Raw genomic sequence first — 24211 nt, forward strand, 5'->3', positions numbered from 1 at the left:
CGGTCGCAGGGCGACGCTACGCGGTGGTAGGCGGTCTAGCCGGGGCGCTTCCGAGGAAAGCGCGCAGGTGGCAGCGGGAGGCTCTCCGCGGGTGATCAGTTCGGGGTGAGGTGGCGACTAGGCGTCCAGAGGACGCTACCTCTGATCTTTAATTCGAGCTGGCTGGCGTATCCGCTGCCGCACTTGCCGGGCTGGCATTATCGTTTGCTGCGGGTGCGGCAGTTGCCGGTGCGGTGGCCACAGGAGCGGGCACAAAGCGGTATTCGCCATCGGCGCTGCGGAAACTGCCGACGGGCGTTCCCAGACCACCTTCCGGCTCGGCGTCCATGCGCGCGAAGCCTTCGCAGGTTCGCGTCTCCACCGCATAAAGGTGTCGCCCTTGGCGCAGAATCCAGGCGCTGTTACCCGGTGAGAACACCTCGACGGGAATCTCCATGCCGGCCGGGTCCATGGCGTGTCGCCGCGTGCAGTCGGGCAAATGGGCGGCCACGACGGCAAATTCGCCCTTACGCTCCCACGGGAACTGCTGGATGCGGATCAGCGTGAGCGAGTGCTGCGTACCATCGATTTCGTAGGTGGCACGATCATCCGAGCAGGCGGCGAGGAAGGGCAGCGCCAGCAGGGGAAGCAATTTGTACGGCGACACCGGAATTCTCCTCAAACGTAAAAAGCAGACGGCAAAGCACGCGTGAGCGATGACGCGCACTCTCTCAGGCTGCGGTCTCGCTCAGTTGCCAGTGTAATACCTCGCCGGCGCGCAGCGGAACGAGGGTTTCGCCGGCGACGTAGGGATAGTGTGCGGGCGGCGACCACTCCTGCTGGCGCAGCGTGATCCGCTCCTGGTTGCGCGGCAGGCGGTAGAAATCGGGGCCGTTGAAGCTGGCAAACGCCTCCAGCCGGTCGAGCGCGCCAGCGGCGGCGAAGGCTTCCGCATAAAGCTCGATGGCGGCATGCGCCGTGTAGCAGCCAGCGCAGCCACAGGCGGCCTCCTTGGCGCCTTGGGCGTGCGGAGCCGAATCGGTGCCGAGGAAAAAGCGCGGGTTGCCCGAGGTGGCCGCATGCACCAGTGCTTCGCGGTGCGTCTCGCGTTTCAAAACCGGCAGGCAGTAATAGTGCGGACGAACACCGCCGACGAAGATGGCGTTGCGGTTGTAGAGCAGGTGGTGCGCGGTGATGGTCGCGGCGAGATTGGGCCCGGCTTCAGCGACGAACTCAGCTGCCTCGCGCGTCGTGATGTGCTCGAAGACGACGCGCAGACCAGGATGGCGGGCGATGAGCGGCAGCAGGACGCGGTCGATGAACACTTTTTCGCGGTCGAAAATATCGATGGCAGGGTCAGTTACCTCGCCGTGCACCAGCAGGGGCATGCCAAGACGCTCCATCTGCGCCAGTACCGCGTCGCAGTGGCGCAGGTCGGTGACGCCGGCTGCCGAATTGGTTGTCGCGCCAGCCGGGTAGAGCTTCACCGCATGCACGAAGCCGCTGTCGGCAGCACGCTGGATTTCGTCGGGCGAGGTGTTGTCGGTGAGGTACAGCGTCATCAGCGGCGTAAAGGCAAGCCCAGCCGGCAGCGCGGCGAGAATGCGCGAGCGGTAGGCTGCCGCGTCGGCGACGGTCAGCACCGGCGGCTTGAGATTGGGCATGACGATGGCGCGGGCGAACTGCCGTGCGGAATGTGGCAAGACCGCCGCCAGCGCGGCGCCGTCGCGAAGATGCAGGTGCCAGTCGTCTGGCCGGGTCAGCGTGATGTGCATGGGATACCTCGTTGAATGGGCGCGATTTTAGAGGATTTCGTCACGCCGTCGCGTGCGATCACTCTTGCCGCAAGGCAAGGGCGCGCTGGTAGAGGGCGTTTTTCGGCGCGCCGGTAATGGCGTGCGCGAGCTTTGCCGCCTGTTTGACGGGTAGGCCGTCCGCGAGCAGTAGGCTCAGCACGCGTTCGCTTTCCGCGTCATCAGCCGCCGTATCGGCGCGTGCGCTGGCGACAGCGATGACGAATTCGCCACGCTGGCGGTCTGCGTCGGCACTGAGCCAAGCGTGCGCTTCGTCGAGCCGGCAGACGTGTAATTGCTCGAAGAGCTTGGTCAGTTCGCGCGCCAGCAAGACCTCGCGTTCGCCGCCCAGGACGTTCGCCAGAGCGGTGACGGTGTCGAGGATGCGGTGAGGGGCCTCATAAAAGATCAGGGCGCAGGGTGTGCTTTGCAGGGCGCGCAGGGCATCGTCGCGCTGCCCTGCTTTTGCCGGCAGGAAGCCGTAAAACAGGAAGCGCTCGTCGGCAAATCCCGCCGCCGAAAAAGCCGTCACGGCGGCGCAGGCGCCCGGCAGTGGCACCACGCGAAAGCCCGCGTCACGCACCCGTGCGACGAGCCGCGCGCCGGGATCGGAAATCGCCGGGGTCCCCGCGTCGGAAACGTAGGCGACCGATTCGCCAGCGGCCAGTCGCGCAATCAGATGCGCCGCCGCCGCCTCTTCGTTGTGCTGGTGGCAGGCGATCAGCTTGCCCTTGGCGCCAAAGCGGGCGAGCAGAGGCGCGCTGTGCCGCGTGTCTTCGGCCGCAATCCAGGGCACGGCGCGCAGGATGTCGAGGGTGCGCTGCGTGATGTCGCCGAGGTTTCCGATTGGCGTGGCCGCCAGGTACAATGCGGGCAATTCTTCCGTCATAAACATGGGCTCCGGTGAAGGCCAACGATAGCACGCAGCGCCAACAGCACGGTCAGGAGGCAGAGGCGATCGCCGCCCGCTATCTCGCCGCGCGCGGCTTGATGGTGTTGGCGCGTAATTTTCGCTGTCGGGGTGGAGAGATCGATCTGGTCTGCCGCGACGCGCGCGTCATTGTGTTCGTGGAGGTGAGGTTGCGGCACAGTCAGGCGTACGGCGGGGCGGCGGCGAGCATCGACGGGCGCAAGCAAGCGCGCATTATCCTCGCTGCCCGCCACTGGTTGGCAAGACACGGTGCCAATGACGCCGATTGCCGCTTTGATTGCGTCTTGCTTGACCGCCTCGACGAAGCGCACGTCGATTGGGTTCGCCATGCTTTTACTGCCGATTAAACGAGCGATTCATCATCTGCGCATGTTTTGCGCCAGCGATTGGCGCCGGGGGCTGCGCGACGCTTGCCGTCCCGCGCGCAGCGGATTGCTGCTGTTTGCTCTGCTTCTCGCGACGACTCAGGTGAGGGCGGAGTCGGTCAAAATCCTCGTGCAGGATTCGCCGCTGGCCGGTAGCCAGTACTACTACGCCAACGCGCTGTGGTCGCAGCTGACGTTGGGCGCATCGCTGACGCTGGTGCGCGAGCCGGATAACCGATACGACCGGCGTGCCGTCCGTGTCGAATGGAACGGGCATCCCCTCGGCTACCTTCCCCGCGCGGAAAATCGCAGTGTCGCCGCCGCACTCGACCGTGGCGAGCGACTCGAAGCGCGCATCACGGCGCTGCGCGAGACGACCGATCCGTGGCAGCGGATCGCCTTCGCGGTCTATCTGGTGCTCTGATGTTAGAATCGCCGGCACCGTCATTACGCTGCCCAACACGACCATGGACCTGATCGACCGCATCAGCCAGCACTTCCAAGATAGCGCACAGACCAAGCTCGACGCCGTCGAACTCCTCGCTGCCCCGATTGCCGGCGCGGTCGAGACGATGGTGGGCTGTCTTGTCAATAACGGGCGGATTCTCGCCTGCGGCAACGGCGGCTCGGCCGGCGATGCCCAGCATTTCGCGGCGGAACTCGTCGGCCGTTTCGAGGCGGAGCGCCAGGCGCTGGCCGCCATCGCGCTGACGACCGACACGTCGATCCTCACCGCTGTCGGCAACGATTACGGATTCGATCAGGTGTTTTCGCGGCAAGTGCGCGCGCTCGGTCAGCCCGGCGACGTGCTCCTGGCGATCTCGACCTCCGGCAACTCGGCCAACGTCATCGAGGCCATTCGCGCCGCGCACGAGCAGGACATGCGCGTGGTTGCCCTGACCGGCCGGGGCGGTGGCCGTATCGGCGAGATGCTCGCCGACGATGACATCCACCTGTGCGTGCCTGTCGAGCGGACCGCCCGCATCCAGGAAACCCACCTGCTGACCATCCACTGTCTGTGCGACGGCATCGACTGTCTTCTTTTGGGAGTGGAAGAATGAAAGCGAACTTCATGAGTGTTGCGCGTCACCGCAACCGTCTGTTGTGTGCCCTTTTGATCGGCGGCGCCGTGCTGCCGGCTTTGCAAGGCTGCTTCCCGCTGGCGGCGGCCGGTTTCGGTACCGGCGTGCTGGCGACCGTCGACCGCCGTACGATCGGCACGCAAACCGAAGACGAAACGATCGAATGGAAGGCCAGTTCGCGGATTTCGGAAAAGCTCGGCGATCGCGTGCACCTCAATTACACCAGCTTTAACCGCAAGGTCTTGTTGACGGGCGAAGCGCCGTCGCCGGAGATTCGCGCCGAGGCAGAGCGCATCGTCAGCGAGGTGCCGAATGTCACCGGGGTCTATAACGAAATCATCATCGCCGGCTCCAGCTCGTTTACGGCGCGGAGCAACGACACTTACGTGACTTCCAAGGTCAAGGCGCGCTTTATCGACGCCAATCGTTTCAACGCGACACAGGTCAAGGTCGTGACCGAAGCCGGGACGGTCTTCCTGATGGGGCTGGTAACGCAGCGCGAAGCTTCGGCGGCGATTGATGTCGCGCGTACGACCTCCGGCGTCATGAAGGTCGTCAGCGTCATGGAGATCATCTCCGAGGCGAAGGCGAAAGAGCTTGATCTGCCGAAGGCCGACAAGAGCAAACAGCCCGAGCAGCGTCCGGGGGGCTAAGCCCGCGTTCAAGGCAGGCACGCGCCGAAGTGGCGCGGCCTGCCGCTGTCGCTTCGGCAAGGGCTAGGCGGACAGCCTTTTTTGCAGTCCGCGGAAGATGCAGCCGATCCCCGGTAGCTTGGCGTAGAGTTCCTCGGCCGCGTCCCAGTAGTCGCGGTGCCAGTTGACGCGGCCATCGGCGTCGAACTTCAGATGAGAGACGCCGCGCATGAGTTGCGTGCCGCCGGCCTTCCACGCTTTCATCCGGTAGTGAAATTCCCAGATCAACACGGCACCGCCAGCGTCGGTGACCTGATCGACGATGACAAAGCGCGGCTCGGCGATCTGCTCGAACATGTGCAGGAACACTCGCTGGATCGCCGGGATTCCCCGCACCTCGTTGAACGGATCCTTGAAGTAGGCGTTGTCGCTGTAGAACTCGCCGAAGCGGCCGACACTCTCCGGCGAAAACGTCGCGTAGAACTCCACCACGCGCGCTAATGGCGTGTCGTTTGCTGTGCGCTCCGGCGTTGGCGTCGGCGGCGACTCTGTGGCTGCGGCGATGTTCGCTGCGTTTTCTTCTGCGTGGCTCACGGTGATTCTCCTTCAGACGCCGGTGAAACGTCGCACCAGCGGGAAAAACAGGCGGTAGGGCAAGGCGGCAAGCGCTTTCATCGTGCGCGTGAAGCGCTTGGGGAATTCGATGGCGAAATCGCCCCGCGCGAAGCCATCGACGATAGCTGCCGCAGCCTGCTCAGGCGTTTGCAAGGCCGGCATGCGAAAGTCGTTTTGCGCGGTCAGCGGCGTGGCGACGAAACCGGGGTTGATGACGCTGACACCGACGCCAGCCGGTGAGAGGTCGAGATACATGCTTTCGGTGAAATTGATCAGTGCCGCCTTGCTCGCGCCGTAGACCAGCGATTTGGGCAGGCCGCAGTAGCCGGCGACGCTTGCCGTCAGGGCGATGTGGCCGGCGCCCTGCTGCACGAGTTGCGGCGCCACCCGCGCGGTGAAAGCGATCGCCCCCATCAGGTTGACCTCGATCAGCCGCCGCGCGACGGCGAGGTCGATTGCGTCGGCCCGCATCGGTTGGTAGTCGCCAGCGAGATAGATGGCGACGTCGACGCCGCCCCACTCGGCCATGAGGCGCGTCCATGCCATGTCGACACTCGCGTCAGCGCTGGCGTCGCAGGGCAGGAGAAGCGGCGCGGCGAGGCCTTCCGCCGGGGCTGGCGTCGCTGTCGCCAACTTCTCGCGGATCGTCGTGGCCACCCGCGTCAGCGCCGTCTCCGTGCGCGAGGAAAGCGCCAGACGCGCGCCGCGTCGTGCGAGTTCGAGCGCCAGCGCGGCGCCGATGCCGGTCGAGGCGCCGAACAGCCAGACACGCTTGCCGTGCCAGTCGTGGATGGGCCGGTTCAGGGAGGCCATCGTCGGGCGCCTCCGTCAGCGCTTGCGGAAGCTGAGCGTGACTTCGCCCAGACGCAGTCCGAACTTGCGCATTTCCGAGCGATTGATCATCACCGAGTCGTCCATCAGGTACATCCAGTCGTCGAAGTCGACATTCCAGACCGAGCCGTCGACGGGCAAGGCCAGCACGTAGCGCCAGCGCAGCGCGTTGCCGGCCGCCTCGCCGTCAGCGGCACCGACCACGTCATCGGCGCGACCGGTGTAGCGCCCGTCGGCGCCGCGCGTGATCGTCCACACGCGTTGCGAAGTCGTGCCGTCAGACCACTCGAAATGCTCGTCGAGCGTGCCGACATCGAGGCCGTCGCGCTTTTCCCACGCGGCGTTGATCACCACATGAAAGCGCTTTTTGACCTCGCCGGAGCGGTCCTGGAACATCCCCCAGCCGTCGATGACGCCGTTGAAATAGCGCGCGAGATCGAGTGTCGGCTGTTGCGTGCGGTACGTTTCGACGGGAGTGCCGGCACAGCCGCTTAATCCGGCGACGCCGAGCGCGAGTGCCGGCAGCAAGACGCAGGCGGCAATCGTTCTGCGTAGTGATCTCATGAAAATCCCTCCAGTTGGCGTCGCCAGCGCCAGGCCAGCGTGGCGGCGACGGTTTTGAAAACGATTGGCAAGCCGCAGTAAACGGCGACCAGTGCGGCGACGGCGCCCGCCTCGTGTACCTCCGGGCGATAGCCGACGACGTCGAGCAGCGGCAGCGACAGTCCGGCGGCGAGTGCGAGATTGAGCTTGCTGACGAGGTTCCACCAGCCGAAGTAGCCGCCCGCGGAGCTTTCGCTGGCGCAGCGCTGGGCCGCGTTATCACCATCGTCCGCGTTGGCGGTGTCGTCGGCATAGCCAGCGACCGGCACACGGCCGGCGCTGATGTCGGCGAGGAGTGCCGCCGGCAACGTCAAATCCGCGCCCAGCGCGGCGCCGGAGAGCAGGCAAATGACGCCGAAGGAGAGCACGTCACCGGGGCCGAGCAGGCTTGCCCAGACGAAAGATAAGCACGCGAGGAGCATGGCGCTTACCCAGGCTGCCACACGCCCGATGCGTCGGGAGAGGGCGACCCAGAGCGGCAGGAAGACGACGCCGGCGATGAAATAGAGCGCGAGAAAAGCGCCGCTCCAACGCGCCGCTTGCAGCACATCGGCGACAAAAAACAGTACCAGCGTTGCCGGCAAGGCTGCCGCGACGCCATTTACGACGAAGACCCCGAGCAGACGACGAAAGCGTGCGTCGGCGAGCGGCTGGCGCAAGCCTTGCCAGAACGGCGGACGGCGCGGCAGGGAGTGGAGCGCGTGGTTTGTGTGCGCTACGTGGGTCGGCGAAGCAAGCAGTGTCACGGCGCCCAGTGCGGCGAGGAGCGGCGGGTAGATCCACGCCAGCGTGGCGAGTCCGGCGGCCAGCCCCGTTGGCGCGCCGTCGGCGAGTGGGTTGCCGTTCGCTGGCGAGGTGCCAAGAAGCGTTGGCAGCACCGCGGCGAGGACGACGCCGACGAGTCCGAAGCCTTCGCGGCACGCCACCAGACGCGTGCGTTCGCCCGCATCGCGCCCGATCTCGGCCCCCCAGGCCTGATAGGCGATGCTCGCCAGCGAGAAACCGAAGTACGTTGTCAGCAACGAGAGCAGCAACCAGAGAACAGCGAACTGCGGCGGCGGATGCAGCAAGGCAAAAAAGCCGGCGGCAAGGAACGGTAGTGCCAGAAGAATGAGGCCCTGGCGACGCCCGGCGCGGTCGCTCCAGGCGCCGAGCAGCGGATCGATGACGGCGTCGCACAGGCGGGCCGCCAGCAGCACGCCGCCGAGTACGGCGAGGCTCAGCCCCGTTGCTTCGGCCCACAGGCGTGGGGCGTGTACATAGATCGGCAGTGCCGCCATGGCGAGCGGCAAGCCAAGGGCGCCGTAAGCGAGCCGCCGGCTCCATGCCCGCCATGATGGGGGTGGGGCAATCGCCGGGGCGGGGCGGGGGGGCAGCACCGTCGCAGCCACCGCGGGAAGCTCGGTGGCAGACATGATCAGCCCTGCGGGCGTTTGAGCAGTGCGGCGCGCAGTTCGGGGGCGCGTGTCGCCGGGTCGAGCCAGATGGCAAAAAAGGCGCGCCCGAACTCGGCATCGCTGATCTCGCCGATCTGGTGATTGCCGTGGAAGAAGGTCACGCCCGGGCTGATGCTGTCGCCCGGCCGGAACACGGCCACCAGACTGTCGCCGGCTTTGACATCCGGCAGAACGTCGCTCAGTGCGCGTTGCCAGCGCGTCAGCTGTTCTTCGCTGGCGCCGAGGCGGCGCATTTCGCTGATGCTCGATTCGACCAAGGTCGTGCCGCGAATGTCACGCCGATAGTCGAGTTGCAGGGCTGTCGGGGCGCGCTGCGGTTCGCCTCCGGCGACCCACAGGGTGGCCCGATAGAGGCGAAAACCCAGCCGCGACACTTCGCCGCTCCCCCATTGCTGCCACACCGTCGGTTCCATGTGCTGGACTGCCGTCGGCAGTGCGGTCGCCAGTGCTGCGAAGGCGATGAGGGGGATGAAGAGCAGTGCGCGAATCATGCTGGCGCCAGCTCGAACTGGACGACGTCGGTGCTGCCGCTGGCAAAGCCCGCTTCGCAATACGCCAGATAAAAGCGCCACAGACGGACGAAGCGTTCGTCGAACCCTTGTGCCTTGACCGCCGGCAGCTCGCGCTCGAAGGTTTCACGCCATTCGGCGAGCGTGCGCGCGTAGTCGCTGCCGAAGGCAAAGGCATCGCGCACGACGAGCTTCGCGTCGGCGGCGCGGCGGCTGAAGACCGCCGGCGACGGCAGCATGCCGCCGGGGAAAACGTGCTGCTGGATGAAATCGGTGCCGCGCCGGTAGCGGGCGAACAGATCGTCACGAATGGTGATCGTCTGCACCAGCGCGCGGCCTTCCGGCGCCAGCAGACGGCGCAGCGTGCGGAAGTAGCGCGGCCACCAGCGTTCGCCAACGGCTTCGAACATCTCGATCGAGACGATGTGGTCGTAGCGCACGCCTTTCAGATCGCGGTAGTCGCGCAGTTCGAGCGTCACGCGGTCGGACAGGCCGGCTTTGGCCATGCGTTCGCGCGCAAACGCCAGCTGTGCCGGCGACAGCGTCAGTCCATGCACCTGCGCACCGGCCTCGCGGGCTGCCACTTCGGCAAAGCCGCCCCAGCCGCAGCCGATTTCGAGGATACGGTCGCCGGCTTGCACGTTCAGGCGGCGCAGGATGCGCCGATATTTCGCCAGTTGCGCATCGGCCAGCGAATGATCCGGGCTGGCGTAGAGCGCGCTCGAGTAGCTCATCGTCGGGTCGAGCCATTGCCGGTAGAACTCATTGCCCAGATCGTAGTGGGCCATGATGTTGCGCCGCGAACCACGGCGCGTGTTGGCGTTGAACAGGTGGCGCAGACGCGCGGCGAGCAGGCCGCGCCAGTTACCGTAGATCGCCGTCTGCAAGGCATCGCGGTTGCGCGCCAGCAGGGTCAGCAGGGCAGCGAGATCGGGGGTTTGCCAGCGGCCGTCGATGTACGCTTCGGCAAAGCCGACGTCGCCGCGATGAACGGCATCGTCAAACACCGACCAGTCGCCAATGACGATGGACGCCCGCAGCGGCGCGGCGCCTTCCGCCGCAACCGCCTGTTCGCCCGTCGCTTCGGTGGCGAACTCGCCGAAGTGGCGTTGCGAGCCGTCGGGTAGTTGCAGGGCGAGATGTCCGTGGCGAAGGCCAGAAAATAGGGTGAGGGCCAGGGCGGCCGTCCGCGTCAGACTTTGCTCATCCACCAGTGCGCGCGTCGCCGTCGACGGGGCGGAATAGCCCATCGCGGCCGGCGCTGCCGATGGCATGGCGAGCGAAGTGTTCACGGAATTCATCGCGTCGTCTCCTCAAGCGGGGGATCGGGTTTACGGAAAAACGGCACACGCTTGCGCCATAGCAGCAAGGCTTGCCAGTGAATGCGTGCCAGTACGAGCAGCGATTGCCAGGGGTAGACAAGGGCGGCGCGCCGGAGTGCCGCACCGCTGAGCGCTTCGACGCGCCCGGAGACCGAGGTAAGCAGGAGATCGCCGTCGGCGTCGGCATAATCGATGCGCGCCAGTCGCTGTTCGCCGATTTGCGGCTCGACCGGCGGTGTGGCGAACGGCACGCCGGTAGCCTCGCGGCGCTGAAAGCGGAAGCAATAGCCGCCTTGTACTTCATTGAACGGCGAGACGTGGAAGACCTTGCGTCGTTCGAGGAGTTCGCCGTTGCCAAGTGCGCTGCCATCGGGGTGCGCCAGCAGGTAGTGGTGGCGTTCGCCGAAGGTGTTGCTGACTTCGGCGAGAATGGCGATCAGCGCGCCGTCGGCGTCATGGCAGAACCAGAAGCTGACCGGGTTGAAGTTGATGCCAAGGACGCGCGGGAAGGTTTGCAGCCAGACTTCGCCATCGGTCGGCAGGTTTGCCGCCGCCAGTTGCTTGCGAATCCATAGCAAGGGTGACGATCCGTCGCGGTCGCCGTGGTCGGCGTAGCGAAACGAAAAGAGGTTGAAACGATTGATCGAAAAAAACCGGCTGCCCGCCTGCTCGATCCGCGTCAGCGGAAGGAGGAAGAAATACACCGGATAGACAAAGCGATGCAGCGCCGGACGCAGCCGGCTGTGCATCACCTGTCCGAAGCCGATGCGGGCAACCGATTCGCTCACGCCAGCGCTCCCGTCGTGCGGCCGCCGAAGATCAGCGGCGGGACTTCCTGCGCGCGCTCCGCACCCTGCCAGGGGGCGTGGCAGCCGAGCGCGTTGGCAACGGCCAGCCCGGATTTCAGGCCGTCTTCGTGGAAGCCGTACCCTGCCCAGGCGCCACAGAACCAGACCCGTTGTCGGCCGGAGACGGTCGCCAGACGACGCTGCGCGGCAACCGCCGGGGCGTCGAAAATCGGGTGTGCGTAGTTGAATTCGGCGATGACTTTGTCGGCCGCCGGCTCGCGTTGCGGGTTCAGCGTGACCGACACCGGTTGTTTGAAGGGCAGCGGTTGCAGGCGGTTGATGAGATAAGAGACGCTTACCGGACGGTGGTCGAGATCGCCCTTCGCCGACGAATAATTCCACGCCGCCCAGAGCGAACGGTCGCGCGGCAGGAGGGCCGGATCGCTGTGCAGGACAGCACGATTCGGCTGGTAGCGAATGGCGCCAAGGACGCTGCGTTCGTCGTCCGTCGCCTCTTCGCCGAGGATGGCCAGCGCCTGATCGCTGTGACACGCCAGCACGACTTCGTCGAAGCGCTCGGTGCCGCGCGGCGAGACGACTTCAACGCCGCCCGGTACGCGGCGCAGCGCGCTGACCGGCGCATTGAGGCGCACTTCGTCGATCAGCCCGGCCAGGCGATTCACGTATTCGCGTGCGCCACCACGCACGGTGCGCCACATCGGCCGGTCGAGCACGCGCAAGAGGCCGTGATTGCGGCAGAAGCGGACGAAGGTGACGAGCGGATAGTCGAGCATCTGGCCTGCCGGGCACGACCAGATGGCGGCGGCCATCGGCAGCAGGTACCACTCCTGGAACGAGCGCGAATAGCCTTTTTCGGAGAGGAAGCTGCGTAGCGTGCGCTCGTCGTCGGCATGCGTGTCGACCCAGGCGATGGCCTCGCGGTTGAAGCGCAGGATGTCGGAGAGCATGCGCAGGAAGTCGGGGCGGACGAGGTTGCGCTTCTGGCCGAACACCGTCGCCAGACTGCTGCCCGACCATTCGAGATCGGGTTCTTCCAGACTGACGGCAAACGACATTTCCGTTTCGACGCTGGCGACGCCCAGTTGTGCCAGTAGCGCCGTCAGGTTCGGATAGGTCGTCGTGTTGTAGACGAGGAAGCCGGTGTCGACCGGGTGGCTGACGCCATCGAGCGTGACGTCGACAGTGTTGGTGTGACCGCCGAGGTAGTCACCGGCCTCGAACAGCGTGACCTCGTACTTTTGCGCCAGCAGCCAGGCGCTCGACAGGCCCGATATTCCCGAGCCGACAACGGCAATACGCGTTGCTCCCTGCATTTTTTATCTCCCTGGTGTGAGTGGGGCGGCGCGGCGGCGACTACCCGTCGCCGACGGAACGACGGGCGGCGCTCAAGCGTTCACGCCGCTGATTTCGGCGTACGCCGAGTGGTTGTGAATCGATTCGAAGTTCTCCGACTTCACCGTCCACTCCGCCACCTCTGGCGTCTTCATCAGACGCAGGGCGATGTCGCGAACAAGGTCTTCGACGAATTTCGGATTGTCATAGGCGCGCTCGGTGACCCACTTTTCGTCGGGGCGCTTCAGCAGACCGAAGACTTCGCACGAGGCCTCTTCTTCGGCGAGGCGCACCAGCGCTTCCGGCGTCAGCGGTGCGCGCAGGCGGGCAGCGATGGTGATGTGCGAACGCTGGTTGTGCGCGCCGTACTCGCTGATTTCCTTGGAGCATGGGCACAGGCTGGTGACCGGCGCGACGATCTCGATCGACAGTTCGGCGCGTTGCCCCTCGCGCTTGTCGGCGATGAGACGGACGTCGTAATCGAGCAGGCTTTCGACGCCGGAAACCGGCGCCTTTTTGGTGATGAAGTACGGGAAGGCCATGTCGATGCTGCCGCTTGACGCGTCGAGGCGCAGCAGCATTTCTTCGAGCATCGTCAGCACGCCGGAGGCGTCGAGCGGTGCGCGCTGGCGTTCCAGCACTTCAACGAAGCGCGACATGTGCGTGCCCTTCACTTCCGGCGGCAGTCCGACCGACATGGCGATGTCGGCGACCGTGTGACGAACCTGGCCGTCGGCATCGCGCAGGGCCAGCGGATAGCGCAGCCCCTTGACGCCAACCTTGTGGATGGCGAGTTGGCGCGTGTCGACGCTGGCCTGAATATCGGGGAGGAAGCATTGGTCGGGAGCATTCATGGAGACGTCTCCTGGGTGTTTGCCGCAAGGGCGTGGGAAAATTGGCGAACGGTGCAGTGATCGGTGCCGCCGCAGGATTCACAAGCACGCAGCCGCTTTCTCTGGCGGCGTGTGCTGAACTTGGCGCGCACGGAAGCGATGCCCGCGCATCCTGTCGTAAATCTTCGACCGGCTACCGTGAAGGGAGTTCTTCGTCGCCGCTCCACTTGCCGTCATTTTCCCCACAAAACCTTTGATTTGTCTTGGACAATTACCCTAAAAATTTTTTGCTCACCCTGCGCGAAGCCGCTTCTGTCGTTGTGCGGTGCATTAATTAAAGACTAAATGAACTGCATTTGCTTGGTGTTGACCAAGGCGTTGTATAAGTTGATGGCTTCGTCCGCTGGTTTGTTTGTCATGGACAAAACAGAACGTCGCCGCTACGATATCGATACACAATTTCAATGTCAATGGCGTGCCTCCGGCTGCCATGCGACGCGCATTGCGCGCCCTGCGCCCTGGATAGAATGAACGCACCCCGACCCCACCTGAGCATCAGCGCCGTCGAGCGCGACACCGGACTTGGCAAGGACACGCTGCGCGCCTGGGAGCGTCGCTACGGCTTCCCTTCTCCTGCACGCGACGACTGTGGCGAGCGACTGTATCCGGCCGAGCAGGTCGACCGCCTGCGGCTGATCAAGCGGCTGATCGACCAGGGGCATCGTCCGGGGCGCCTCGTCGGCGTTGCCGATGCCGATCTCGTGCAGTTGGCGGCGCGCGGAACCGCAGCGACCGGCACTGCGGCTTCCTGTGTGGAAGGCTGTGCCGCGCCCGCAACGGCCGGGCTGAGCGACGGGCAGGCCAGTGGCTTGGCGCCACTCATCGAACGGGCGCTCACCCACATCCGTGCTCATGATCTGCCCGCGCTACAGCAGACCCTGAATCAAGCCCTGCTGCGGCAAGGGGTCGGGCGTTTTGTCATCGACACCGTCGGGCCTCTCAGCGTCGCCGTTGGCGAGGCGTGGATGCGCGGTGAGATCGAGGTGTTCGAGGAGCATCTTTACACCGAGCAGATCAAGACGCTGTTGCGCCAGTCCTTGTCTGCCCTGCCGGGAATGGGCGCCGCGCCGCGCGTCCTGCTCACCACGCTGCCCGACGAGTTGCACACGCTCGGTTTGCTGATGGTGCAGTCGCTGCTCGCGCTGGAAGGCGCGACGTGTATTCCTCTGGGCGCGCAGACGCCGCTCTTCGACATCCGTCTCGCGGCACAGGCACATGCGGCCGATATCGTTGCCTTGTCGTTCTCGGCATCCTTCCCTTCGCGGCAGGTGGCGCCGCTGGTCAGCCAGCTGCGCGGCATGTTGCCGCCACACGTTGAGCTGTGGATCGGCGGTGGCGGTGCCGAGCGCGCTCGCGCCGCCGTGGCCGCCGCGGCTACCGGGAATGCATCGGACGGGCAGGGGATTCGCATTCTTCCGAGCCTCGATTCGGCCTTGCAGGCGCTCGAAGTCTGGCGTTCGGCGCGCGGCTGAGTGCTGCGGGCGGCGAGCGCGGGCAAGGGCTGCTGATGAGCGGCAAAGCGGGCGAGGCGGGCAAAGTCGAGGGCTGAGGTGCGGCAGGCGGCTACATGCGGCGGCAAGAGGCGACAGCGTGAGCGCGCCGGCCCGCAGCGTGCGCCGATGCTAGAATCGGCGCCTTCGCCGGCGCTGTCCGGCTCTGCTCCGGACTTCAGCCATGGATTTCCCCTCGCCCGCGTTTGAATCGAAGATCGTCGTGCCGCCGAAGGCACAGCTCAGTGGCGACGATGAACGCTCGCCGCGTGCCCGTGCCGAGGCGTTTGCGGCGCAGATTGCGGCCTTGCCGCGGCCGTTGGTTTTCACCAATGGCTGCTTCGACATCCTGCACCGGGGGCATGTGACCTATCTGGCGCAGGCGCGGGCTTTGGGCGCGTCGCTGGTGGTGGCGCTCAATAGTGATGCGTCGGTGCGGCGCCTGGGCAAGGGGGACGATCGACCGGTCAACCCGCTGGCGAACCGCTTGGCGGTGATGGCGGCGCTGGAAAGCGTTTCGCTGGTGACCTGGTTTGACGAAGACACGCCGCTGGCGCGCGTTCTCGATTGCCGGCCCGACGTGCTGGTCAAGGGCGGCGACTGGTCGGTCGACAAGATCGTCGGTGCCACCGAGGTGACCGCGGCGGGCGGGCGCGTCGTCTCGATCCCCTTCCTGCACCAGACTTCGACGACCTCGCTGCTGGAAAAAATCCGTCGCCTCTAGCGCGGCGGTGTCTCTAGCAGACCCGCTGGCGGGGTGTCTGGCTACAGAACGACCTGCGTCCCCAGTTCTACGACGCGGTTGCTCGGGATCTTGAAAAAGTTGGTGGCGCTGCTGGCGTTGCGGAACATGGCGATGAAGAGTTTTTCCCGCCACAGCGCCATTTCCGAGTCGAGGCGCGGAATCAGCGTTTCGCGGCCAAGGAAGAACGACGTCTCCATCATGTCGAGCGCCAAGCCCTTGGCGGCGCAAAGCGACAGCGCCTGCGGCAGATCGGTGTCGTCCTTGAATCCGTAGCGTACGACGACGCGATAGAAATCAGCCTTCAGCGCCTGCAATTCGATGCGTTCGCTGGCCGGCACGTACGGTTGGTCGAGCACTCGCACCGAGACGATCACCATGCGCTCGTGCAACACCTTGTTGTGCATCAGATTGTGCATCAAGGCGTGCGGCACGGCATCGGGGTCGGCGTAGAGAAAGACCGCCGTTCCTGGCACGCGCGGCGGCATCGCGACGATCAGCGCGTCGATAAAGGGCACCAGCGCAATCGCTTCGCCGGACAGGCGCTCGTTGAGCAGCTGACGGCCGCGCTTCCAGGTGGTCATGAGCGTGAAGACGACGACACCGACGGCCAGCGGGAACCAGCCGCCGTCGGGAATCTTCATCACGTTGGCGACGAGGAAGGACAGCTCGACTGCGAGGAAACAGGCGAAGAGCAGCCCAGCACGTGTCCAGCCCCAGCCCCATACGCGTGCGGCGACGACGGTCGCCAGCAGCGAGGTGATCACCATGTCGCCGGTGACGGCCAGCCCGTACGCGGCGGCCAGATTGTTCGACGAGCGGAAACCAAGCACGAGCACGACAACGGCGGCGAGCAGCCCCCAATTGACGGCCGGCAGGTAGATTTGTCCCTGCTCGCGGTCGGACGTGTGCTGCACCTCGACGCGGGCGACGAAGCCCAGCTGCATCGCCTGCCGCGTTACCGAGAAGGCGCCGGAGATCACCGCCTGCGAAGCGATGACGGTGGCGACCGTCGACAAACCGATCAGCGGGTACAGCGCCCACTCCGGCGCCGAGCGGAAGAAGGGGTTGTCCATCGCCGTCGGATCGGCGAGCAGCAGCGCACCTTGGCCGAAATAATTGAGGATCAGCGACGGCAGGACGAGTCCGAACCAGGCGAGCCGGATCGGCGAGCGGCCAAAGTGGCCCATGTCGGCGTAAAGCGCCTCGGCGCCGGTCACGGCCAGCACGACGGCGCCCATGGCGACGATGGCGATGCCGCGGTTCTCGATCAGGAAATTGATGCCGTAGAGCGGATTGAGCGCGCGCAGCACGCCGGGTTCGGCGTTGAGGTTGTAGAGACCGAGCGCGGCGAGCGTCAAAAACCACGCCACCATCACCGGCCCGAACAGCGCGCCGACGGAGGCCGTCCCCTTGCGCTGAAAGAAAAACAGCAGAAAGAGCACGATCAGCGTCAGCGGGATCACGAAGGGCTCGAAGGAGGGGGCCGCCACCTCGATGCCTTCGACCGCCGACAGCACCGACATGGCCGGTGTCACCATGCCGTCGCCGTAGAACATCGCAGCCCCGAGGATGCCGATGAGCATGATCGCTTTTTCGCGCTTCGGCTTGCCCTTGGCGTCGCGCAGGGCGAGGGCGATCAGCGCCATGATGCCGCCTTCACCGCGATTGTCAGCGCGCAGGATGAAGAAGACGTATTTGACCGAGACAATGACGATCAGCACCCAGACGATCAGCGACAGGATGCCGAGCACATTGTCCGCCGTCAGCGGAATTGCGTGGTTGCCGGCGAACACTTCCTTCATGGTGTACAGCGGGCTGGTGCCAATGTCGCCATAGACGACGCCGAGGGCGGCCAGCGCCAGAGCCGGCAGCCGGGTTTCGCCGTTGCGATGAAGTGCTTGCATGGGAGTCATGTGTCTCGCGTTCGGGTCTGGAACTATCTGCGTACCGGTCTGACGGGGGGCGGTGGGCGGTCTTGCCGGTCTGTTGACGGCGACTGGCCGGTGGCAGTTTCCGCGCAGGGTAGGCTGTCCAGCGCACGGGGTGTTACGGTCGTGTCGGCGGCCTTCCCGGCGGGTTGGTCGTGGCGGATCGCAGCTACCTGCGCTCCGACAGCGAATCGGCCGCGTCGTTACCCGATGCCGACCTTTCGCGACGGGGCGAATTCTGCCCGAAAACGGGCGGGGCGCCAAAGTAATGCCACTGCATCGCCGGGCCGGCTTTCGTCAGCGACGGCGAATCGCGCATAATCGGCCACCTCTTCAGTGCCCGCCGGGCAGAAAGACGCGCATGTACATCCGCAGCGAAGTGGACGGTTACGTCGGCATCCTCACGCTGTGCCACACCGAAAAGCGTAATGCCCTCTCGCGTGCGCTGGTGGGTGAATTGCTCGAAGCCATGGACGCAATGGCGGCGGCGCGCGTGCGCGTGTTGATCCTGACGGCGGGCGTCGGCAGTAAGGTCTGGTCGGCCGGACACGACATTCATGAACTGCCGCTGGGCGAAGACCCCTTGCTCTACTCCGATCCGCTTGAACAGTTGTTGCGCGGTGTGCGGCATTTTCCGGCGCCGGTGATCGCCATGGTCAGCGGGTCGGTGTGGGGCGGCGCGACCGATCTGGTGCTCTCCTGCGACATTGCCATCGGCGACGATACCTGCTCGTTCGCCCTGACGCCGGTCAATCTCGGCCTGCCGTACAACACCGCCGGGACACTCAACTTCATGCGCCGCCTGCCGCTCAACATCGCCAAGGAAATGCTGTTTACCGCCCGTTCGGTCAGCCCGCATGAGGCCGAGGAGTGGCATATCATCAATCACCGCGTCGATGCCTCCGAGTTGCGCGCCTTCACGCTCGATATCGCGCACGGCATCGCCAGCAAGGCGCCGCTTGCCGTCGCCGCGCTCAAGGAGCAGTTCCGCATGCTCGCCGATTCGGCGCCATTGCAGCCGGGCATCTTCGAGCGCATTCAGGAACTGCGGCATCGCGTTTTCAAGAGTCGTGATTACGTCGAGGGCATCGATGCGTTCAAGGAAAAGCGGGCGCCGGTGTTTCGCGGCGAATAGGTGAGCGCCGTGAACGCGATACTCCCCTCGCCACGACACCTTGGCCTCAACGCCTGGCTGCTCATCGGCGGTGCGCTTGGCGTGGCGGGCGGTTTTGCGCTGACCGCCGCCGGGACGGCGACGCCGACCGGCGTCGCGGTGCTGTACACCGCGAAGCTGGCGAGCACCTTCTTCCTCGATCTGCTGCGCATGGTGCTGGTGCCGCTGGTATTCGCCTCGATCGTCTGCGGCGTCGCCAGCCTCGGCGCGCACCACCGCGTGCAGCGCGTCTGGTGGTGGACGCTCGGTTTCTTCGTCTTTTCGATGCTCGTCTCCATCGCCATTGGCCTCGCCGCGGCGAATATCTTCCGGCCGGGCGAGGGCATGCATCTCGAGATGTTCGCCGACGCCACGCGCAATTTCGAGGCGCGGCAGATGCCCTTTGCCGATTACTTCGCACAATTTCTGCACGGCATTTTCCAGAATCCCTTCGCCGCACTGGCGCAGGGCGACATTCTGGCGGTGGTGGTGGTGGCGCTGGTCTTCGGCATTGCCCTTGCGGCCGGCGGCGAACGTTACGCCCACCTGCGGCGCACCATGCAGGAATTGCAGGAGCTCGCGCTCGTTCTGGTGCGCTGGATCATGTGGCTGGCGCCGCTCGGCGTCGGCGCCCTGTTGCTGCGCCTCGTGGCGACGCAGGATGTCAGCCTGCTCGGCAGCCTCGCCTATTTCATCGCCGTCGTCATCGGCGCAACGCTGCTGCACGGCGTGGTCGTCCTGCCAGCGATTCTCTTTGCGGTGACGGGCATGACGCCGCTGCGTTTCTGGCGTGGCGCCCGCGACGCAATGGTGCTGGCCTTTGGCACCAGTTCGAGTGCCGCGACGATGCCGGTGGCGCTGCGCTGCGTCAGCGAAGACCTCGGCGTGCGCCGCGAAGTCGCCGACTTCGTCATTCCGCTCGGTGCGACGCTCAATTCGGACGGCACGGCGCTCTACGAGGGCGCCGCCGCGTTGTTCATCGCCCGGCTGGCCGGGATCGAACTCGATATCGCGCAGCAATTGATCATCGTCTTCGTCGCCATCCTCGGCGCCGTCGGCGCACCGGGGATTCCCAGCGTCGGCATGCTGAGTATGGTGCTGGTGCTGCAATCGGTCGGTTTGCCGACCGAAGCGATCGCCCTGCTGCTGCCGATCGACCGCATCCTCGATACCGTACGCACGGCCGTTAACGTCGAAGGCGATATGGTCGGCAGTCTGATCGTCGAAAAAATGGCCTTGGGCGGTTCTGCCAGGGGCGCGGCCTGAGCATGCGCGCTGTGGCGGGCGAACTCGCTATTCCGGCTGTCGTCGCTGACGCTGTGTGCGCAGGCAGGGGCGGCTCTATGCGGCGTCTCGACGATTGGCGCCAGCGTCTGCGCGCGCTGGGGGCCAAGCCGGTGCATGAGGAACGCGTCCTGCGGGCCTGGTGTCAGGCGCGGGCGCTGGATAACCGCCATAGTCGCGCGCAGGATTTCCTGCCGCTGGCCCTGCGCGACGAATGGCCGCGCATCGAGGCGGATCTGGCGGCGCTGGCGCGCGTCGACTCCGAGCACAGCGGCTCGGATGGCGCGATTCGACTGCTCGTCGCGCTGGCCGACGGGCAGCGTATCGAAAGCGTGCTGCTGCCGCGTGACGGGCTGTGTGTCTCGACGCAGGTCGGTTGCGCGGTGGGCTGTGTGTTTTGCATGACCGGCCGCGATGGTCTCTTGCGTCAACTGGGCAGCGCCGAGATCGTCGCGCAGGTGGCGCTTGCCCGTCGTCGCCGTCCGGTGAAAAAGGTCGTCTTCATGGGCATGGGCGAGCCAGCCCACAACCTCGACAACGTCCTCGACGCCATTGATTGCCTCGGCACCCTGGGCGGGATCGGCCACAAGAATCTGGTGCTGTCGACGGTCGGTGATCGCCGCGTCTTCACGCGTCTGGCCAATGCTGTCGTCAAGCCCGCCTTGGCACTGTCGCTGCACAGCAGCCGCGCCGAGCGGCGCGCGCAACTCCTGCCGCATGCGCCGCGCCTGATGCCGGAGGAGATCGTCGCCTGTGGTGAGGATTACGCACGCGCCACCGGTTACCCGATCCAGTACCAATGGACGCTGATCGAGGGCGTCAATGATGGCGACGAGGAGATCGACGGCATCGTCCGCCTGCTGGCGGGTAAATACGCGCTGATGAACCTGATCCCCTACAACAGCACGGCGGCGCTCGCCTTCCGTCGTCCGGCGCACGAAGCGGCGCTGATGATGGCGCGTACGCTGCGCCAGCGGGGCGTGCTGACGACCTTGCGCGATTCCGCCGGGCAGGATGTCGACGCCGGCTGCGGCCAGCTCCGCGCCCGCGCCGTGGACATGGCGCCGCCAACGCTCAGCGTCGATTGAGCGTCCTCGCGCAGCGCCGGGAGGCTGTAACGCCTGCGCCGTCTTACAGCTGCTTACATTCCCCTTAATTTGCTTAAACCCCGGTGGCGCTAGCATCACGGCAAAAATACAGCCCACGAGGAGAATGCAGTGCAGCAGGATGTCGCGCCCACGGACGTCTCGGTGGCTCTCGCCGCTCATCAGGCGGGGCGCCTGGAGGAGGCTGTCGCGGCCTATCGGCAGATCCTCGCCGTCGACCGGCAGCATGTCGACGCGCTACATCTTCTCGGCGTCGCGTTGCAGCAAACGGGCGATTCCGTCGCCGCCGAAGCGCTCATGCGCGAGGCGCTGGCGCTCGGCGAAAACGCGCTCATCCTCGTCAATCTCGGCTTTCTGCTTCAGGACACGCAGCGCTTCCCCGTTGCCGAAGCAGCCTTTCGCCGCGCCCTCGAACTGGCGCCCGATCTGGGTGACGCCCATAACGCGCTGGGCAAAGTGTTGCGCCTCGACGGCCGTCTGGATGAGGCGGAGGCGCACATCCGGCGCGCCCTCGCGCTGCTGCCGGCGCAGTCGCCCCAACTGGCCGACGCCTACAACAATCTGGGCAATATCCTCGGTCAGCGCGGTCGTCCGGACGAGTCGGCGGCGGCCTATCGTCAGGCGATTGCCGCCGCTCCCGAGGTGGCGCTGCCGTATTTCAATCTGGCCAGCCACCTGCACGCCCGCCAACAGTGGCCGGAGGCCGAGGCGGCGTACCGCCGCGCGCTCGCGCTGCAACCCGCCTTCGCCGAGGCCTACAACAATCTGGCGTTGCTGCTCGGCGAGACCGGACGCGCCGCCGAAGCCGATGCGCTCTTCCACTACGCCTGCGCCTTGAAGCCGGATTTCGCCGAGGCCTACTTCAACCATGGCAATTTGTTACAAAAAACCGCGCGCCCCGAGGAGGCCGAGGCCGCCTATCGGCAGACGCTGGCGCTGAACCCGACGCACCTTGGCGCGCTGCGCAATCTGGGTTCGCTGCTGTTTGATGGCGGCCGCCTCGCCGACGCCGAGGCGGCGACGCGACAGGCGATCCTGTTGGCGGAAGAGGTGGCCGAGAGCCACTACAACCTCGGCAATATCCTGCGCGCGCAGGGCTCTGGCAAAAGCGAGGCTGCGGAGGCGGCCTACCGCCGCGCGCTGGCTCTGGCGCCCGATTTTGCCGATGCCTACTTCAATCTGGGCAAGCTGCTTGCCGAGCTCGGCCGTCTCGATGTCGCCGAAACCGCGTATCTCAACGCGCTGATGGTGCGCCCCGATTTTGCCGATGCGCGCTGGAATCTCGCTTGGCTGCGTCTCAGCCAGGGGCGTTATGTCGAGGCGTGGCCCGACGTCGAGGCGCGTTATGCGGCCGGCCGCTCGGATGAGGCCGTTGCCTTGCCGGTTTTGCCTTTTCCCGTCTGGCGCGGCGAGCCGCTTGCCGGTAAATCGCTCGTGCTCTGGCCGGAGCAGGGCTTCGGCGATTACCTGCAGTTCATCCGCTATGCCCCGTTGCTCAAGGCGCGCGGATTGGCACGGCTGACCGTGGTCTGCCCGCCGACGCTGGCGCCACTGCTGGCGACGGTGGATGGCGTCGACGCCGTCGTCAGCGATTCGGCCGCGCTCGACGCGCATGATTTCTGGGCGTTGCCGCTGAGCCTGCCCGGCGGACTGGGCACGACGCTCGACAGCATTCCGGCGCCGCTGCCGTATGTGTCGGTGCCGCCGGAATACACCGCGCGCTGGCGCGACCGTCTGGCTGGAGAGGCGGTGAAGGTCGGTCTCGTCTGGCAGGGCAATCCGGCGCATCGCAACGACGCACATCGCTCGCTCGCCGATCCTGGCGTGCTCTCGCCCTTGTGGGAGGTCGCTGGCGTGCGCTTCATCAGTCTGCAGAAAGACCCGTCCGCGCCGCTGCCGATGCGGCCAATGCCGTCGAGGTTGAAATGGGGCGAGGACTTGGGCGAGGAACTGACCAACTTCGCCGACACGGCGGCAGTCATCGCCGAGCTTGATCTGCTGATCTGCGTCGATACCGCCGTTGCGCATCTGGCGGGGGCCTTGGGCAAACCCTGCTGGCTGCTGCTGCCGGCCACCGGCTGTGACTGGCGTTGGCTGCGTGAGCGGCGCGATTCGCCGTGGTACCCCGGCGCGCTGCGTCTTTTCCGGCAAAGCATGGCCGACGACTGGACACCGACACTGCACGCGCTGGCGGGCGAGTTGCGGGAGTTTGTCGCCGCACGGAGCTTGCCATGACGACGGGTGCATCGCTCGCCCACGTTTTTTTCGTGCACAGCCCTATCACCTACTCGGTGGCGATGGCGAGCATCCGTCAGCGCTCATTGACGGCGCCGCTCGTCGTCGGCGGGCGGGCAATGGCCGGCGAGCGCGTCAATTGCGCGGTCGAGGATGACGGTATCTGGTCGATTTCACGGACCTGCGAGTTACTACAGCGCATTCACGAGCGGATTCCGGCGACGGCGGATGTGGCCATCTATCTGCCGCACACGGCGTTTCTCTTTGGCAAGCTGCTGAAAATCAGTGGGCGCGTCCGGGAAATCTATTATCTGGAAGAGGGCTATACCAGCGCCAATACCGCGCTGCTGTCGCAGTATTGCGCACCGACGCCGCTCGACGAGGCGGCGCTCGTTGCGGCCCTTGACGCCGCCAGCCTTGTCGACGCCTGGCGAATCGACCGTCGCCGTCTGGCGCATCTGAACGAAATTCCCGAAAGCGCTCTTGACGCTCGCTGCGAGAAATACGCGGGTGCGTTTGCCTGCTCGGATGACGCGTTTCTCGGCATGGCCGGCGTCAATCGTCTGCCGCTCGTCGTCGCGCCACGGGAAACGTCGGCGCAGCTCCTGAGTTTTTGGGGGATTTCAAACCGCTATTGCGATACCCGTCAGATCGATCCCGCCTGCCGCATGGTCTGCGAAATCATCGATGTGATGCTGCACGAGAATAAAAGCGGCCTGCCCATGCTGGTAAAACTCCATCCGCGAGATCGGAAAGGATTACCCGCATGGTTTTACGAGCGTTTGCGCCAGCGCGGGGTGGATTATTTTGCCTATTGCCAGCGTCGCGCCATCAATACCAATATCGAGCCTGCCTTACTCAATTTCGCGCATTACCATATATTCGGCAGAACCGCGCAGGCAAAGTATGTGAGCGCTTTCCTCGGGGCACCGCGCATGACGCAGTATGGCAGCGCCGAGTAATGCCGGCGGGACGACGGTTAAAGGTTGTTCCGCCGCCCGCGTGGCAATTACCCGGTCAGCGACTCACGCCTTTGCCAACCCCAACAAATGCGCGAGGTCCTTGAGGAAGACGCGGACATGGGCGAAGGGTTTTCTGCGCACCAGGCGCTTGTGCA

At 65.5% G+C, this 24211-nt stretch carries 24 protein-coding genes; 11 read left to right on the plus strand and 13 right to left on the minus strand.

Features of this window, described 5'->3' with window-relative positions; all coding sequences use genetic code 11:
• Positions 1–148: 148 nt before the first annotated feature.
• From GHK24_RS13145 to rsmI, 3 genes are all read right to left on the minus strand, one after another.
• A complete protein-coding gene (locus GHK24_RS13145; protein WP_153473342.1) occupies positions 149–646 on the minus strand; it encodes a hypothetical protein in 498 nt (165 codons plus the stop codon).
• A 64-nt stretch (positions 647–710) separates the two neighbouring features.
• Positions 711–1754: a dihydroorotase gene (pyrC, locus tag GHK24_RS13150; protein WP_153473343.1), complete on the minus strand. Its 1044-nt coding sequence runs from the start codon at positions 1752–1754 to the stop codon at positions 711–713.
• Between the two features lie 58 nt (positions 1755–1812).
• Entirely contained in the window at positions 1813–2661 is an 849-nt protein-coding gene (gene rsmI / locus GHK24_RS13155; protein ID WP_153473344.1) for a 16S rRNA (cytidine(1402)-2'-O)-methyltransferase, read from the minus strand.
• 14 nt (positions 2662–2675) lie between these two features.
• On the opposite strand from rsmI, the gene GHK24_RS13160 reads away from it, so the two are divergent.
• From GHK24_RS13160 to GHK24_RS13175, 4 genes are read left to right on the plus strand one after another with little or no spacing between them, the layout of a single operon-like run.
• A complete protein-coding gene (locus GHK24_RS13160; protein WP_167682773.1) occupies positions 2676–3050 on the plus strand; it encodes a YraN family protein in 375 nt (124 codons plus the stop codon).
• Positions 2959–3492, plus strand: coding sequence for an HIRAN domain-containing protein (locus GHK24_RS13165; RefSeq protein WP_228384708.1), 534 nt, complete (start codon positions 2959–2961; stop codon positions 3490–3492). The genes GHK24_RS13160 and GHK24_RS13165 overlap by 92 nt, the downstream gene beginning before the upstream one ends.
• Before the next feature lie 43 nt (positions 3493–3535).
• Positions 3536–4129: a phosphoheptose isomerase gene (locus GHK24_RS13170; RefSeq protein WP_153473345.1), complete on the plus strand. Its 594-nt coding sequence runs from the start codon at positions 3536–3538 to the stop codon at positions 4127–4129.
• On the plus strand, positions 4126–4803 hold the full coding sequence (locus tag GHK24_RS13175) for a BON domain-containing protein (protein ID WP_228384709.1): 678 nt from the start codon (positions 4126–4128) through the stop codon (positions 4801–4803). The genes GHK24_RS13170 and GHK24_RS13175 overlap by 4 nt, the downstream gene beginning before the upstream one ends.
• 63 nt (positions 4804–4866) lie before the next feature.
• Here the strand turns inward: GHK24_RS13175 and GHK24_RS13180 are convergent, their stop codons facing one another.
• From GHK24_RS13180 to folE2, 9 genes are all read right to left on the minus strand, one after another.
• Positions 4867–5376, minus strand: a complete 510-nt coding sequence (locus GHK24_RS13180; RefSeq protein ID WP_340666195.1) for a nuclear transport factor 2 family protein — start codon at positions 5374–5376, stop codon at positions 4867–4869.
• Positions 5377–5388: 12 nt separating this feature from the next.
• Complete coding sequence (locus tag GHK24_RS13185; RefSeq protein ID WP_153473346.1) at positions 5389–6210, minus strand: SDR family NAD(P)-dependent oxidoreductase; 822 nt, start codon at positions 6208–6210, stop codon at positions 5389–5391.
• 15 nt (positions 6211–6225) lie between these two features.
• Positions 6226–6792, minus strand: coding sequence for a DUF3833 domain-containing protein (locus GHK24_RS13190; protein ID WP_153473347.1), 567 nt, complete (start codon positions 6790–6792; stop codon positions 6226–6228).
• On the minus strand, positions 6789–8246 hold the full coding sequence (locus GHK24_RS13195; protein WP_153473348.1) for an MFS transporter: 1458 nt from the start codon (positions 8244–8246) through the stop codon (positions 6789–6791). Before GHK24_RS13195 ends, GHK24_RS13190 begins: the two co-directional genes overlap by 4 nt.
• 2 nt (positions 8247–8248) lie before the next feature.
• The gene (locus tag GHK24_RS13200) at positions 8249–8779 is read right to left on the minus strand and encodes a chalcone isomerase family protein (protein ID WP_153473349.1); all 531 of its coding nucleotides are present in this window, start codon (positions 8777–8779) and stop codon (positions 8249–8251) included.
• The gene (locus tag GHK24_RS13205) at positions 8776–10098 is read right to left on the minus strand and encodes an SAM-dependent methyltransferase (RefSeq protein WP_228384710.1); all 1323 of its coding nucleotides are present in this window, start codon (positions 10096–10098) and stop codon (positions 8776–8778) included. Before GHK24_RS13205 ends, GHK24_RS13200 begins: the two co-directional genes overlap by 4 nt.
• The gene (locus GHK24_RS13210) at positions 10095–10907 is read right to left on the minus strand and encodes a DUF1365 domain-containing protein (protein ID WP_340666196.1); all 813 of its coding nucleotides are present in this window, start codon (positions 10905–10907) and stop codon (positions 10095–10097) included. Before GHK24_RS13210 ends, GHK24_RS13205 begins: the two co-directional genes overlap by 4 nt.
• On the minus strand, positions 10904–12241 hold the full coding sequence (locus tag GHK24_RS13215) for an NAD(P)/FAD-dependent oxidoreductase (protein ID WP_153473350.1): 1338 nt from the start codon (positions 12239–12241) through the stop codon (positions 10904–10906). Before GHK24_RS13215 ends, GHK24_RS13210 begins: the two co-directional genes overlap by 4 nt.
• A 72-nt stretch (positions 12242–12313) precedes the next feature.
• The gene (folE2, locus tag GHK24_RS13220) at positions 12314–13114 is read right to left on the minus strand and encodes a GTP cyclohydrolase FolE2 (RefSeq protein WP_153473351.1); all 801 of its coding nucleotides are present in this window, start codon (positions 13112–13114) and stop codon (positions 12314–12316) included.
• Positions 13115–13620: 506 nt separating this feature from the next.
• Here folE2 and GHK24_RS13225 point away from each other — a divergent pair.
• Both GHK24_RS13225 and rfaE2 read left to right on the plus strand, forming a co-directional pair.
• Positions 13621–14625, plus strand: a complete 1005-nt coding sequence (locus tag GHK24_RS13225; protein WP_153473352.1) for a MerR family transcriptional regulator — start codon at positions 13621–13623, stop codon at positions 14623–14625.
• A 202-nt stretch (positions 14626–14827) separates the two neighbouring features.
• Positions 14828–15367: a D-glycero-beta-D-manno-heptose 1-phosphate adenylyltransferase gene (gene rfaE2, locus GHK24_RS13230; protein WP_153473353.1), complete on the plus strand. Its 540-nt coding sequence runs from the start codon at positions 14828–14830 to the stop codon at positions 15365–15367.
• A 41-nt stretch (positions 15368–15408) separates the two neighbouring features.
• On the opposite strand, the gene GHK24_RS13235 is transcribed toward rfaE2, so the two are convergent.
• Complete coding sequence (locus GHK24_RS13235) at positions 15409–17292, minus strand: potassium transporter Kup (protein ID WP_153473354.1); 1884 nt, start codon at positions 17290–17292, stop codon at positions 15409–15411.
• A 385-nt stretch (positions 17293–17677) separates the two neighbouring features.
• Here GHK24_RS13235 and scpB point away from each other — a divergent pair, with 385 nt between their 5' ends.
• From scpB to GHK24_RS13260, 5 genes are all read left to right on the plus strand, one after another.
• Entirely contained in the window at positions 17678–18451 is a 774-nt protein-coding gene (scpB, locus tag GHK24_RS13240; RefSeq protein WP_153473355.1) for a methylmalonyl-CoA decarboxylase, read from the plus strand.
• 9 nt (positions 18452–18460) lie between these two features.
• Positions 18461–19735 (plus strand): dicarboxylate/amino acid:cation symporter, encoded by a 1275-nt coding sequence (locus GHK24_RS13245; RefSeq protein WP_340666197.1) that lies wholly within the window; start codon positions 18461–18463, stop codon positions 19733–19735.
• A gap of 77 nt (positions 19736–19812) precedes the next feature.
• The gene (locus GHK24_RS13250) at positions 19813–20841 is read left to right on the plus strand and encodes an RNA methyltransferase (RefSeq protein WP_153473356.1); all 1029 of its coding nucleotides are present in this window, start codon (positions 19813–19815) and stop codon (positions 20839–20841) included.
• Between the two features lie 129 nt (positions 20842–20970).
• Positions 20971–23094 carry a tetratricopeptide repeat protein gene (locus GHK24_RS13940; protein ID WP_153473357.1) on the plus strand — a complete coding sequence of 708 codons (2124 nt, stop codon included), beginning with the start codon at positions 20971–20973 and terminating at the stop codon, positions 23092–23094.
• Positions 23095–23213: 119 nt separating this feature from the next.
• Positions 23214–24056, plus strand: coding sequence for a hypothetical protein (locus tag GHK24_RS13260; RefSeq protein WP_153473358.1), 843 nt, complete (start codon positions 23214–23216; stop codon positions 24054–24056).
• Positions 24057–24211: the final 155 nt, after the last annotated feature.

Source organism: Rhodocyclus gracilis (assembly GCF_009617575.1).
Taxonomy (GTDB): domain Bacteria; phylum Pseudomonadota; class Gammaproteobacteria; order Burkholderiales; family Rhodocyclaceae; genus Rhodocyclus; species Rhodocyclus gracilis.

Coding starts and splice junctions, on each gene's coding strand:
- pyrC (WP_153473343.1), bottom strand. CDS start 1,754: ATGCACATCACGCTGACCCGGCCAGACGACTGGCACCTGCATCTTCGC.
- rsmI (WP_153473344.1), bottom strand. CDS start 2,661: ATGACGGAAGAATTGCCCGCATTGTACCTGGCGGCCACGCCAATCGGA.
- GHK24_RS13165 (WP_228384708.1), top strand. CDS start 2,959: ATGACGCCGATTGCCGCTTTGATTGCGTCTTGCTTGACCGCCTCGACG.
- GHK24_RS13170 (WP_153473345.1), top strand. CDS start 3,536: ATGGACCTGATCGACCGCATCAGCCAGCACTTCCAAGATAGCGCACAG.
- GHK24_RS13175 (WP_228384709.1), top strand. CDS start 4,126: ATGAAAGCGAACTTCATGAGTGTTGCGCGTCACCGCAACCGTCTGTTG.
- GHK24_RS13185 (WP_153473346.1), bottom strand. CDS start 6,210: ATGGCCTCCCTGAACCGGCCCATCCACGACTGGCACGGCAAGCGTGTC.
- GHK24_RS13190 (WP_153473347.1), bottom strand. CDS start 6,792: ATGAGATCACTACGCAGAACGATTGCCGCCTGCGTCTTGCTGCCGGCA.
- GHK24_RS13195 (WP_153473348.1), bottom strand. CDS start 8,246: ATGTCTGCCACCGAGCTTCCCGCGGTGGCTGCGACGGTGCTGCCCCCC.
- GHK24_RS13200 (WP_153473349.1), bottom strand. CDS start 8,779: ATGATTCGCGCACTGCTCTTCATCCCCCTCATCGCCTTCGCAGCACTG.
- GHK24_RS13205 (WP_228384710.1), bottom strand. CDS start 10,098: ATGAATTCCGTGAACACTTCGCTCGCCATGCCATCGGCAGCGCCGGCC.
- GHK24_RS13215 (WP_153473350.1), bottom strand. CDS start 12,241: ATGCAGGGAGCAACGCGTATTGCCGTTGTCGGCTCGGGAATATCGGGC.
- folE2 (WP_153473351.1), bottom strand. CDS start 13,114: ATGAATGCTCCCGACCAATGCTTCCTCCCCGATATTCAGGCCAGCGTC.
- GHK24_RS13225 (WP_153473352.1), top strand. CDS start 13,621: ATGAACGCACCCCGACCCCACCTGAGCATCAGCGCCGTCGAGCGCGAC.
- rfaE2 (WP_153473353.1), top strand. CDS start 14,828: ATGGATTTCCCCTCGCCCGCGTTTGAATCGAAGATCGTCGTGCCGCCG.
- GHK24_RS13235 (WP_153473354.1), bottom strand. CDS start 17,292: ATGCAAGCACTTCATCGCAACGGCGAAACCCGGCTGCCGGCTCTGGCG.
- scpB (WP_153473355.1), top strand. CDS start 17,678: ATGTACATCCGCAGCGAAGTGGACGGTTACGTCGGCATCCTCACGCTG.
- GHK24_RS13250 (WP_153473356.1), top strand. CDS start 19,813: ATGCGGCGTCTCGACGATTGGCGCCAGCGTCTGCGCGCGCTGGGGGCC.
- GHK24_RS13260 (WP_153473358.1), top strand. CDS start 23,214: ATGGCCGGCGAGCGCGTCAATTGCGCGGTCGAGGATGACGGTATCTGG.